Below are 12525 nucleotides of genomic sequence, written 5' to 3' on the forward strand. Positions count from 1 at the left end.
GGGCGTTGTTCCGCCGTGTTTTTGCTGGGGGGGGGGGGGGGGGCGGGGGGGGGCGCCGCCCCCCCCCCCCCCCGCTCCTGTCGCACCCCCGGGATATCCGGGTGTTCGCGTGCTGGCGCTGTGATTGGCTTCCCCGGTGAGCGAAGAACGTATCTCTGTGAGGCACCGCGACGCCGCCGATCTCGACGCGTGTGTCCGCGTGCTCGCCGAGGTTCACCAGAGCGACGGATATCCCGTCAACTGGCCGCAGGAACCCCTGGGTTGGCTCGCGCCGCCCGAGTCGCTCGCCGCGTGGGTGGCACTGCTCGACGGCCGGATCGCCGGTCACCTGTGCCTGTCCCGCGCCCGCCCCGGCGATGCCGCGCCAGATCTCTGGAGCGGTCGCACCGGCACGAGCCCGGAGGAGACGGCGGTGGTGAGCCGGCTGTACGTCTCGCCGAAAGCCCGGGGCCATGGGATCGGGGCGCTGCTGCTGGGCGAGGCGGTCCGGGAGGCCCGCGAGCGTGGGCTGCATCCGGTGCTGGACGTGGTGACCTCCGACCGCTCGGCCGCGGCCCTGTACGAACGCCAGGGATGGACGCTGATGGCGACGGGCGAGCAGCGGTGGGGGCCGGACCGGACCGTTCAGGTCCACTCTTACGCGGCTCCCCGCTGACGCGCCTCCCGCGCCCTGCGAACGCCGCACCCCCCGCCCGGCCGTGAGGCCCGACGGGGGGTGCGGTGTTCGTACGGGGGTTACCCCGGCCGTACGGAGCTGCCTCAGTACCGCAGCCTCGACAGGTGGCGGTAGCTGTTGCGGGCCGTGGCGATCGGGTCCTTCGGCGAGTCGTGCTCGACCAGCCACTGTCGTACGCCGCCCCGGCGCGCCGTCTCGAACATCTCGGCGAAGTCCAGGACGCCCGAGCCGACATCCGCGAAGTCGCCGTTCGGGGCCATGTCCTTGACGTGCAGCGCCGGGAAGCGCGGGCCCTCCTCCACGAACAGCCGGCGCGGATCCGCCCCGCCCTTCGCGGCCCAGTAGAGGTCCAGCTCGAAACCGACATACTCGGGGTCGGTCTCGTTGAGCAGGATGTCGTACAGGACCTCGCCGTCAACGACCTTGTGGTCCGCGTCGTGGTTGTGGAAGAGGACCGGGCCGAGACCCGACTCACGCGCCACGCGGCCCGCCCTGTTCATCGCCGCCGCCGCCTCGCGGTAGCCGGCGGGGGTGTGCATCTCGCCCGGCAGGCTCGGTACGACGACCCACTCGCCGCCCAGCGTGTGGACGTCCGCGATGGCCTGCTGGAGACCGGTGCCCGCCACGATGCCGTAACCGACGTGCTCCAGCACCGCCTTGAGGCCGACGTCGTCCAGCACCTGGCGGATCTGCGTGGCGTTGCGGCCGAACCGTCCGCTGACGCCGACCGTCGCGTAACCGATGTCCGCCAGCTGCTCCAGCGTCCCCTCGAAGTCCGTTTCGAGGATGGAGCGCATCGTGTAGAGGTGCATACCGATGCCCGAACGCGGGATCTTGCGCTTGGGCCGGCCGTGGCCATGTCCGTGCCCATGGCCCCGGCCGGACTCCGACGCGTACGCGGTCGTCCCCGTCGACGCCAGTCCCACCGCGGCCAGGCCCGCCGCCGTACCCAGGAACGCTCTTCGTGTTCCGTTCACGCTCACGTGACCTCTCTCAACTCGCTCGAATGCGGCTCGTGTTGCTGCGACTCACTGCGCCGGCCCACTGCCCCGGCCCTGCTCCGGCCCACTGCTCCGGGTCAGCGCGCGGCGATCTCGACGGCGCCGGTCGTCGTGTCGCCCTTGTCGTCCGTGACCGTCAGATGCGCCGTGTACGCGCCCGGCCGTGTGTACGTGTGGGTCGCACTCGCACCCTGCTCGCCGGTGGGCTTGCTGTTGTCGCCGAAGTTCCAGCTGTACGAGGCGACGGACCGGCCGTCGGCGAGCTTCACCGTGCTGGTCAGCTGGACCGCGAGCGGTGCGTTGCCCTCCTCCTTGGTCGTGTTGACCGTGACACCGGTGCCCGGCTTCTTCTCGACCCCGCGCCCGTTGAAGCGCAGCCAGTCCAGAGACAGCACGTCCTGGCCGTCCGGTTTCCAGTCGGGGTTGCTGAAGACCACGTACATCTTCACCGTGCCGCCGACCGGCCTGAGCGCTGTGGTCGGTGAGATGAAGTTGGTCCAGTTGCCGGTGTTCGGGACGGTGACCGAGCCCATCAGCGGGCCGGTCGGCGAGCCGTTGCGGAACTCGATGGTCCCGCCCGTACCGCCCGACGACGCGCCGACCGTCACGGACTGCACGCCCGTGAGGTTCACCGGGTCGAACGCGACCCAGTCGCCGTGCTCGACCTCGATGACGCGCCTGCCGCCGGACGCCTCGGCGCGGGCGCCGATGGTGACGCCGCCGCCGTCGCCGCCGGTCTCGCTGAAGAACTCGCCCTCGCGGTAGGAGCCCTTCAGATTCGAGACGGCGGTTCCCGTCAGCGCGGGGACGCCGTCGCCGCCGTCGTCCTTGTAACTGGCGGTGATGCGGAAGAAAAGATCCTGGTTCGCGTGCTCGTCGGTCGTCGGGACGGTGAACTCACCCGCGCAGCCCTGCTTGGACTGCACCGGGTGCAGCGTCGTCCCGTGACCGAGCCGCCCCTCGACGGTGACGCGCCCGCAGTCGATCTCCGCGCTCTTGCCGTCCTCGGGGTCCCTGACCTTCACGGTGAAGGGGACCGTGTCGCCGAGGCTGAACATGCCGCCGTCCGGGGCCTTCTGGATGGTCAGCGCGGGCCGCGTGTTGCCCACGACGATCTCCTGGCCGGCCTGCGCCGAGAGCTTGTCGGGACCGGTGACCGTCAGCCGTGCGGTGAAGACGCCCCTGTCGACGTAGATATGAGTCGGGTTGGCCTTCGTGGAGTCGACGGTGCCGTCCCCGTCGAAGTCCCACGCGTATGTGACGGGCTTGCCCCCCGGCAGTCCGGAACCCGCGCTGGAGAACTTCACGCTCCGCGGCGCGGGCCCGGTGTCGGACGTTGCGCTGATCTTCGCCGTGGGCAGCTGGCCGTCGCCGACGTAGTCGATGCGGTAGATGGCGGTGCCCGGGTTGATCACGCCCGTACGTCCCGCGCCCGAACCGACCCCGAAGTCGATCACATACATCGAACCGTCAGGTCCGAACTCGGACTCGAAGAGCTGGTTGAACTTCATGTCGGTGAAGATCTTGTTGATCGACTGGATGTCCCCCGCCTTGGCGTCCGGGAAGCGCGGGTCGGTGAACTCCTGGTCCTTCTGCTGGACCGAGAACGTCTTGAACCAGTTCTGGCCCAGATCGAAGGCGAACCACTTCGAGTCGAAGTACTCGGGGAACTTGGTGGGCGAGGGGTTGTCGGGGTCGTAGTCGTAGACGGGACCGCTCATCGGCGCACCGCCGCCGCCGACCTCGGGGAACTGCGGCGAGCCGGAGTACTGGTACGGGACGGTCGCCGGCACGGCCGGCGGCAGCTCGCGCAGCCCCGTGTTGTTCGGCGACTCGTTGACCGGCTTGGCGCAGTCGAACTTCGGCCCCGAGACCTTGGTCGCGAAGTCGTAGTCGTTGAACGGGGTGTTGGCGCCGATGCAGTACGGCCAGCCGAGGTTCGCCGCCTTCGGGACCCGGTTGAACTCGACCGTACCCTCCGGCCCGCGGTTCGGGTCCGCCGAACGCGAGTCGGGGCCGTAGTCGCCGACCAGCAGCACCCCGGTCTTGGGGTCGGTGGTGATACGGAAGACGTTGCGCAGCCCCATCGCGTAGACCTCGGGACGGGTCTTCTCCGTGCCCGGCGCGAAGAGGTTCCCCTCGGGGACTGTGTACGTCCCGTCGTCCTCGGGGGTGATCCGCAGGACCTTGCCCCGCAGGTCGTTGGTGTTGGCCGCGCTGCGCTGCGCGTCGAACACCTGCCGGCCCGGACGCTCGTCGATCGGCGTGAAGTTGTCGGAGACGAACGGGTCGGTGTTGTCACCGGTCGCGATGTAGAGGTCGCCGTCCTTGTCGAAGGCGAGGGAGCCGGCCATGTGCACGTTGGCGCGCTGCTCGTCGCGGTCGGTCGGGATCTCCAGGATGAGCTTCTCGGACGCCGGGTCGACCGTGTTCCCCGTCAGCGTGTAGCGCGACAGGTTGATCTGCTTCTTCTCCTTGTCCGAGTGCAGGAGATAGAGCCAGTTGTTCTCCGCGAAGTCCGGATCGAGCGTCAGCCCGATGAGCCCGTCGGACTGCTCGGTCATCTTCAGGCTGTAGTCGAAGTCCAGCGCCGTGGTGGTCCGCATCGTCGACTGGTCGAGGACCTGGAGCTTCCCGGTGCGCTGGATGTAGATCACCCGGCGGTCCGGGGTCACGGCCAGCTCGTAGGGGTCGGAGAGGTCGGTCGCCAGCTGCGTGCGCTTGAACGACCCGGTCTTGGTGGCGGAGCAGTCGCCGGGCTTGTTGCCGGCCGCCCACTGGATGCCGCCCAGAAGGTGCTTGAGGAAGTTCTCCTCCTGGAAGGAGGACGCGTCATGGCCGCCGGCGGTGAACCATGAACGCCCGCCGTCGTAGTTCTGGCACCAGGACCACGGGTGGTCGACGCCCTCGTCCAGCCCGGTGATGCCGTCGTTCACCTTGATCTGCGCGAGCGTGTGCACCTTGCCCGTGGGGTTGGTGCGCCAGTTGTACCACTCCTCCGTACGCTCCCAGAGCTCCGGAAGTCCCTTGGTGGAGGGGTGCGCCTGGTCGAGCACCTTGACGCGGCCGGTCTGGATGGCGGGGTGCTTGTCGAAGATGGCGCCGGTCAGCCCCTCGTACCACTCCCAGTCGCGCTCACTCGCGGACGCGGCGTGGAGTCCCACCCAGCCGCCGCCGGCGCGGACGAACTTCTGCAGGGCGGCGCGCTGCGGCGCGTCCAGCAGATCGCCCGACTCCGGCGTGGAGTTGGTGTTGTTGAAGACGATCGCCTGGAAGCGTCCGAGGTTGGCGTCGGTGAAGACACCGGCGTCGTCGGACGCCTCGACCTCGAAGCCGTTCTCCGCGCCGAGCTTCTTGATGCCGTCGATCCCGGCCTGGATCGACTCGTGCTCGAAGTTGGTGACCTTGGAGAAGACCAGGACACGGTACGGCGCCGCCTCCGCGGGAGGCGGCGAGGCGACCCCGAGTCCGAGCACGAGAGCGAGCAGTGCCAGGACGACGGTGAAGGGCGTAAGTGCCCCTCGGGATCGGCCGATGCGCAGGGGGGATCGGTCTGGTGGACGGCTTCTCACGGGCGCTCCCGGTGCAGGTGGCGGCGACGAAGGGTAAGAAAGCGCTTTCTTCAGTACGCCGCACAGCGTAAGTTCACTGGTTCCGGGGGGTCAATGGGTCGGAAGCGCCCACTGTGGTATAGGAGTTGGGTGTACCGTCACGCACCTCCCGCCAGGAAGCCGGAGATCCGCTCCCTCAGCGACCGGGGGTCGAGGCCGTGAGCCGCCAAGTGGTCGGTGATCTCACCGTACTTGCGCAGTTCGCGCCGGCCCACGCCCAGTCCGAGCACCCGGTGCGGCACGTCGTTCAGCGCCTCGGTGGCCGATGCCGTCGACGTCCCGGCGAGATACGGCTCCACGATCACGGCCTCCGCCGCTCCCGTGTCACCGACCGCCCGGCGCAGCGCCGCGCTGTTGAAGGGGCGGACCGTCGTCGCGTACAGCACCGTCGTGTCGAGCCCCTCCGTCGCCGCGAGGACGTTGTCCAGCATCGGGCCGACGGCGACCACCACGCCGTGCCGGCCCTCGCGTACGGTCAGGAAGCCCGCCCCGTCGACCGGCCGCGCCACGTCGTTGGTCTGGAGCGAGAGCCGTAGGTACACCCGGTCGTCGCCCTTCGCGGCCTGCCGCAGCAGGGCCTCGGCCTCGTCCGGGTGACCCGGCACCTGCACGGTCCAGCCGTCGAGCGTGTCGAGCAGTGCCACGTCGCCGGGCGACATATGGGTGAGACCGGCCGACGGAGTGTCGTACGACGCCCCGGCGCTCACCAGCACGCCGCCCACGCCTTGGTGGCCGAAGTCCAACTTCACCTGTTCGAAGGGGCGTTCCACGAGGAAGCTCGCGAATGTGTGGACGATCGGCCGCATTCCGGCGAGTGCGAGCCCGCCGCCCGCGCCGACGAGCAGCTGTTCGCGGATCCCCACGTCGATCACCCGGTGCGGGTGCCGGCGTTCCGCCTCGCGGAAGCCGTCGCTGCCGATCACGGCGAGTACGACGGCGAGCCGCGGGTCCTCGTCCAGGAGCTGCGACGCGGTCGAGGCGAAGCGCTCACGCATGGTGTCCATCTGAAAACCTCCGAGTGGCAAGGGGGCGGTGCCCCGTGGTCAGGACTTCGGCTCGACGCGGGCGACGACCGCCCTGGCCTGGCCCGGATGGGGTGCGGTGAACGCCTCGTACAGCGCCTCGTGGTCCCGCCCGTCGACGGTCACGGCCGACCAGCCCGCGGCCGTGAACCGGGACGCGATCCCGCCCGGCCAGCCGTAGGTGGCCGACGAGTTGTCGATCACGAGCGTGTGCAGCTGTTCGAGACCGGTGGGGCCCGCGTAGGCGATGGCCTCGTGGTTGCTGCCCTCGTCCAGCTCGGCGTCGCCGATGAGCACCCAGACCTTGGACCCGCCGAGCCCCTGCGCCCGCAGCCCGAGCGCGCTCCCGACGGCGAGCGGCAGCCCGTGCCCGAGCGACCCGCTGCTGATCTCGGCGCCCGGCACGAGCGTCCGGTCGGGGTGGTACCCGAGGGGTGAGTCGTACGACCCGAAGTCGGCGAGCAGCGACTCGGGGAAGAAGCCCTTGGCGGCGAGTACGGCGTAGTACGCCATGGGCCCGTGCCCCTTCGACAGCAGGAAACGGTCCCGCGCGGGGTCGTCGGCGGTCGCGGGGGAGACGTTCAGCACCCGGTCGTAGAGCACCCAGATCGCATCGAGGGTGGAGGTCGCGGCGGGCCCGTGCTTCTCGTCGCCGGTCAGGTGCGCCAGCAGTCGGTCGAGGTCCTGGTAGCCGTAGGTCGGTGTCGACGCTGATGTTGTCATGAGGACAACCGTGCAACCTGAACCTGAGTTGAGGTCAAGCGACGGGCCCAGGCCGCACAAGGGAAAAAGCGGTTCGTGACCACCGCTCGGAGTGCGGTATTGTTCTCATGCACGATCGATCGGGGGAAACCCCAGGTCAGACGGGCATCGGGACGTGGCGCAGCTTGGTAGCGCACTTGACTGGGGGTCAAGGGGTCGCAGGTTCAAATCCTGTCGTCCCGACTCGTGAGAGTCGCAGTTCAGGGCCGGTATCGGAGGAATCCGACACCGGCCCTTGGTCACTCTTGGGGACCAGCCTTCTTGACCGGCGTCAGCGGGTGATGACGATCGGGCTGGGCAGCGAGCGTGGCGCGCGGAGTACGCCGAGGTGGGCGGAGAGCGCCGCCCCCGGCGGCAGTGATCTTGTGTATGTCGGGGTGTAGGTAGCGCTGGGTGGTGGTCAGGGAGCCGCGCTCAATCACCACGCTCCGTTCCTCCTTACCCACGCCCTCTTGGCCGAAGGAGTACTCACGCTCGAAGCGCGGATCATCGACATGTCCTCGTTCGTGGAAAAGAGAGGCAAGCTCGATGCCATCGATCCGGATGTCGCGGGAACATCGTGGAGCAAGCCCTTCTACAACCAGATCAACGTCTACGCGACGAGCAAACTCGTCAGCCTCCTGGCCGCGCGAGAACTCGCACACCGCCTGCCTGACGGCATGAGCTTCTACAATGCCAATCCCGGCATGGTCAAGGGCACCGCGATGAACAGTAACGCCGGCGGTCCGTTGCGGCTGACCGCCCCGCTGTTCCGTCCGTTCGCCATCACCCCGGACGAGGGTGCGCAGACCCCAGTCTGGCTCGCCAGCGCCTCGCCCGCACCGCGCCCCAGTGGCGGCTTCTTCAGTGAGTCCCAGCCGGACACCCCTTCGCGCCTGGCCCTGAACGACGCTCTCGCCCGGGCCCTCTACCCCAAAACCGCAGACCCTCCTCGGGGTGCAGCCGCTCACGAGATAGGGCCGACCCGGAACCGGTTGTCACGCCGCTCCGGGTCGCGGGCTCCTTGGTCACCAACCATGTCCGCGCCTATGACCTGCTGAGGATGTTCGGCCGCGAGGGCCACCGACCCCGCTGGGGCAGGCGTTCGCCGAGTACGGGCGGATCGCGAAGGCCGAGCACCTGCTGCGGATGGTCGACCCGGTCGACGACACCTACCACCGGCAGATGAACCGCCAGCTCACCGTGCGGGAGTCCCGCCACAAGCCGGCCCGGGACGTGTGCCACGGCAAGGGCGGCACCATCCACCAGGCGTACCCGATGGGATGGAGGACCAGCTCGGTGCCCTCGGCCTGGTGCTCGAACCGCACAGGGCGAGTACGACACGTTACTTCGACGGGGACGCCTTCGTCCGAGTGGCGCTGCGACCAGAACGACGTGACCCAGGCAAGGGCCGGGAGATTTCCAGGGAGGTTGGCGGTCGCTGTGTCGACCGTGATCTCTTCGCTGTGCCCCTTGGCACCGGACGGTCCGCGCCTTCCCGCTCGACCCACTGCGCGAGGGCGTGGTGCGGGCGGTGGGCAGCGTGGCGAGCCACAAAATCGGTCACGACCGGGGCGTGCGGCGCGGGCCAGGGCTTGAAGTCTCGGGCCGGGTGCGCGTGCAGCCGGGGATCGCGTGGCAGGTGTCCACGACACGGTTGTCCAGGAGCGGAGCATGGACGGGCCGGGCCGCTGACGTGCGACAACGACTCCGTGCGGTCCGGAGCCGTAATGAGCGGGAAACGCGGCGCCGTCTCGACTTGAAACATGCACGGTGCACGTTGTTCCTGCCTGCCGCCAAGGCGGCAACCAGCGCAAATCGCACCAGGAGCACGATGGCTGTGAGCACATCACCTCCCCCTCCCTTCGCTCCGCCGCGAAACGCGCAGGTGCCGCCGAGTTGCGCGCGGCCCCACGCCTCAGGTGGATGTCGTGCATGACGCGCTGTGGGTGGCCGGGTCGGTGGGCGGCGTCCTGTGTCTCGCCGGGCACCTGCCGTCCCCCGCGCGACAGTGGGGGCCGCACGCCCTCGCCCTGGCGGCCATGCTGCCGATGGGGCCCTGGGTCTGGGGGCGGTGGTCGCTGACGGCGGGAGTCGCCGCGCTGGCCGTCGCCTGCCTGTGGACCGCGTGTGTGGGCTGCTCGTTCCGCCGGAGCGCCGAAGTGGTGAACCTGACCGCGATGGCGCTGCTGGCCGCGATGGCGTCCCTGCCGCCGGGGCGGCACGGTGCGGCCGGGCACGATGCCCCGGAGCGGGCCATGACGGCACCGTGGCTGGCGCTGCTCCTGGCCGGATGCTGGGCCCTGGCCCGCGCGGGTGTCGTGCTGGTGTCCCAGGCATGGCCGGCGCCCGGAGTCCCTTCAGGGGTTCGGTCCGGCGTCCCTTCGGCTCACCCGGGAAGCCGTGCGGTCCTGCTCCGGGAGTCGGGCGCCGTGCTGATGGTCACTGCCATGGCCGGAATGATCGACGGAGCGTGAGGGATCTCGGGTCGGTCACCATGAGGTCTTCCATTCTTGGATCTAGATATGCAAGCATTGGATCCACTACGGGAGCAGTTGTATGCAAGAGGAGAGCCATGCTCAGACGCGAAGACAACGAGCGCGTGACACGCAGCGGCCCTGGCACACCGCTGGGCGGGCTCCTGCGTGCCTACTGGCAGCCCGTCGCCCTTGTCTCGGAGATGCCCGAGGACCGCCCGGTCAAGGCGCTCCGAATCATGAGCGAGGATCTCGTCCTCTTCCGTCGGGACGAGATCCACGACGAGGCCGACGACGGCTCCCCCACGGCGGCCCCCACGCGTGAATGGGGTCTGGTCGGCCGCTACTGCGCGCACCGCGGGGTCGACCTCTCGTACGGCAGGCGGGAGAACGGCGGTCTGCGCTGCCTGTACCACGGATGGCTGTACGGGCCGGACGGCCGGTGCCTGGAGCAACCTGCGGAGCCCGAGCACAGCTCCTTCGCCGCGAAGGTGCGCATCCCGAGCTACCCGTGTGCGGAACGCAACGGCATCGTCTTCGCCTACCTCGGCGCCGGAGACCCGCCACCGTTTCCGGCCTACGACTGCTTCCGCGCCCCCGAGCCGTACACCTTCGCCTTCAAAGGCCGCTGGGAGTGCAACTGGCTCCAGGGGGTGGAGGGCGGGATCGACCCGAGCCATGTCTCCTTCCTGCACCGCTTCGTCGGGGAGGACCCCCGCGAGTCATACGGGCAGCAGTTCAGCGAGGAGGTGGCCGGCACCGGGAAGAAGCTGTCGGAACTGGTCGGCGACAACTTCCGCCCGGACATCGAGGTGGAGGGCGCCGAGCACGGTCTCCGGGTGTTCGCGCTGCGCGATCTCACCGAGGACGTACGGCACGCGCGGATCACCAACCTGGTGTTCCCGAACGCCTTCGTGGTGCCCTTCGGCAACAGCAAGTCGTTCTGCCAGTGGCACGTCCCCATCGACGACGAGAACCACTACTGGTTCATGATCCTCTACGACTTCGAAGAGGTCACCGACCAGGAGACGCTGCTGGCCCAGCGGCTGAGGGAAGTGTCGTTGCCCGACTACCGCCCGCTGCGCAACCGGACGAACGACTGGGGCTTCGACCCCACGGAGCAGCGGGAACTCACCTATACGGGCATGGGGCTGGACATCAACGTCCACGACCAGTGGGCCGTGGAGAGCATGGGGCCCGTCCAGGACCGGACCGTTGAGCGGCTCGGTGTGTCCGACCGTGCCGTCACGGCCAACCGTCGGCTGCTGCTGAAGGCGATCGACTCCTTCGAGAACGGCAATTCGGTGCCGGCTCTGCCGCTCGACCCGCAATCCGCCGAGGAGTTGACCGGTCCACCGGCCATCGACACCCTCACCCCCGTCGAAGGCTGGGAACAGGCCTGGCGGGAGCGGGAGTCGGAGCGGCGCGGACGGTCTCCGTGGGCCGGGCGGGACGTGCCTCGTGCGCAGCGCTGACGAACGGCCACTGGCCGAGGGCGGCGAGGGCTCGGGGGCGCGCCCGCTGACGGACGCCGGAGCCGACGGCTTCGTGGATCGCCACGGGCTGTGGGACGAGAGACAGTGCGCCGCCGCCGCTCAGATCCGCCGTGTGATCGACGAACTCGGCCTGGACATGGTGCGGTTCTCCTTCGCCGACCAGCACGGTGTGCTGCGCGGCAAGACGCTGACGCGCGACGCGGTGCCCGGCGCGCTGCGCTCCGGGGTCACCGCCCCCTCCTCGCTGTTGCTGAAGGACACCTCCGGCAGGACCGTCCTCCCGGTGTTCTCGGGCGGCGACCCACGGGTCTCGCGGCACTTCGCCGGCGCCGGCGACATCGTCCTGGTGCCCGACCCGACGACGTTCAGGGTGCTGCCCTGGGCCGAGCGCACCGGCTGGATCCTGTGCGACGTGTTCCGCCCGGACGGCACGCCCGCGCCGTTCTGCCCGCGCGGAATGCTGCGCGGCAGGCTGGACGCGCTGGCCGGGGCGGGGTACGACCTCACGGTCGGCGTGGAGCTGGAGTTCCATGTGTTCCGCCCGGCGGCCGGTTCCCCGCGGGTGGGCGTGGGCAGGCCCGGCGCCCCCGGCCCACCGCCCGAGGTGGAGCCGGTGAGCGGCGGCTCGCAACTGCTGCACGAGGAAGGACTTGACCGGCTGGACGGGTTGGTGGGCCTGCTGCACCGCGGACTCACCGGCCTGGATCTGCCGTTGCGCTCCCTCGAACTCGAATTCGGTCCCAACCAGATGGAGTTGACGCTGGACGCGCGGGACGCAGCGCGGGCCGCGGACGACGCGTTGCTGACTCGGGCGGCGGTGCGGCAGATCTGCCGGAGGAACGGCTACCACGCCACGTTCATGTCCCGACCGGCCGGTGCGGAGACCGCGTCGACCGGCTGGCATCTGCACCAGTCGCTGCGCTCCCGGGAGACCGGCGAGGCCGTCTTCGCCCCGTCGGCGGCGCGGGCGGGGGACGGTGAGGTGCTGTCGGCGCAGGGCCGGCATTACCTGGCCGGTCTGCTGGAGCACGCCGCGGCCGCCACCGTGTTCACCACGCCCACCGTCAACGGGTACAAGCGGTACCTGCCGCTGTCGCTGGCACCGGACCGAGTGGTGTGGGGGGTCGACAACAAGGGGGCCATGGTGCGGGTCGTCGGCGGTCCGGGCACCGGTGGCGTACGGCTCGAGAACAGATCGGGCGAACCGGCGGCCAACCCGTACCTCTACGTGGCGTCGCAGGTGATCAGCGGGATGGACGGAATGGCCCGGAAGCTGGATCCCGGCCCGCCGGTCCTCGATCCGTACGACGCGAAGGCCCCACGACTTCCGGGGTCGCTGGCTCAGGCATTGGACGCGCTCGACGCAAATCCGGTCTTCACCCGGGCATTCGGCCAGGACGTCGTCGCCTGGCTCACCGGGATCAAACGTGAGGAGTTCGCACGCTACTTGGGCCACGTCTCGGACTGGGAGCAGCGCGAGTACTTCGACCTCTTCTGACTG

The 12525-nt window shown here is 69.6% G+C and carries 9 protein-coding genes, 1 tRNA gene and 1 pseudogene; 7 read left to right on the forward strand and 4 right to left on the reverse strand.

Annotated features, from left to right (window positions below; all coding sequences use genetic code 11):
* Window positions 1-136: 136 nt before the first annotated feature.
* Window positions 137-655, forward strand: a complete 519-nt coding sequence (locus ACFWV8_RS30455; RefSeq protein WP_384211154.1) for a GNAT family N-acetyltransferase — start codon at window positions 137-139, stop codon at window positions 653-655.
* Window positions 656-759: 104 nt separating this feature from the next.
* Here the strand turns inward: ACFWV8_RS30455 and ACFWV8_RS30460 are convergent, their stop codons facing one another.
* From ACFWV8_RS30460 to ACFWV8_RS30475, 4 genes are all read right to left on the reverse strand, one after another.
* A complete protein-coding gene (locus ACFWV8_RS30460; RefSeq protein WP_384211157.1) occupies window positions 760-1659 on the reverse strand; it encodes a sugar phosphate isomerase/epimerase family protein in 900 nt (299 codons plus the stop codon).
* Window positions 1660-1754: 95 nt separating this feature from the next.
* A complete protein-coding gene (locus ACFWV8_RS30465; protein WP_384211159.1) occupies window positions 1755-5249 on the reverse strand; it encodes a ThuA domain-containing protein in 3495 nt (1164 codons plus the stop codon).
* 137 nt (window positions 5250-5386) lie between these two features.
* Window positions 5387-6292, reverse strand: coding sequence for a transketolase family protein (locus tag ACFWV8_RS30470; protein ID WP_384211162.1), 906 nt, complete (start codon window positions 6290-6292; stop codon window positions 5387-5389).
* A 39-nt stretch (window positions 6293-6331) separates the two neighbouring features.
* A complete protein-coding gene (locus ACFWV8_RS30475) occupies window positions 6332-7033 on the reverse strand; it encodes a transketolase (RefSeq protein WP_384211165.1) in 702 nt (233 codons plus the stop codon).
* Window positions 7034-7181: 148 nt separating this feature from the next.
* Here ACFWV8_RS30475 and ACFWV8_RS30480 point away from each other — a divergent pair.
* The 6 genes and pseudogenes from ACFWV8_RS30480 (at window position 7182) to ACFWV8_RS30505 (ending at window position 12522) form a co-directional block, all read left to right on the forward strand.
* Window positions 7182-7255, forward strand: a tRNA-Pro gene (locus ACFWV8_RS30480).
* A 269-nt stretch (window positions 7256-7524) separates the two neighbouring features.
* Complete coding sequence (locus tag ACFWV8_RS30485; RefSeq protein ID WP_384211167.1) at window positions 7525-8112, forward strand: hypothetical protein; 588 nt, start codon at window positions 7525-7527, stop codon at window positions 8110-8112.
* A pseudogene (locus ACFWV8_RS30490) lies at window positions 8061-8400 on the forward strand (Tn3 family transposase); the annotation flags it as partial. The gene ACFWV8_RS30485 and the pseudogene ACFWV8_RS30490, both read left to right, overlap by 52 nt.
* Window positions 8401-8982: 582 nt before the next feature.
* Window positions 8983-9528, forward strand: coding sequence for a hypothetical protein (locus ACFWV8_RS30495; protein ID WP_384211170.1), 546 nt, complete (start codon window positions 8983-8985; stop codon window positions 9526-9528).
* Window positions 9529-9626: 98 nt separating this feature from the next.
* Window positions 9627-11003 (forward strand): Rieske 2Fe-2S domain-containing protein, encoded by a 1377-nt coding sequence (locus ACFWV8_RS30500; RefSeq protein WP_384211173.1) that lies wholly within the window; start codon window positions 9627-9629, stop codon window positions 11001-11003.
* Window positions 10990-12522, forward strand: a complete 1533-nt coding sequence (locus ACFWV8_RS30505; protein WP_384211176.1) for a glutamine synthetase family protein — start codon at window positions 10990-10992, stop codon at window positions 12520-12522. The genes ACFWV8_RS30500 and ACFWV8_RS30505 overlap by 14 nt, the downstream gene beginning before the upstream one ends.
* Window positions 12523-12525 lie beyond the last annotated feature (3 nt).

It is taken from the genome of Streptomyces sp. NPDC058665 (assembly GCF_042714995.1).
Classification (GTDB): Bacteria; Actinomycetota; Actinomycetes; order Streptomycetales; family Streptomycetaceae; genus Streptomyces.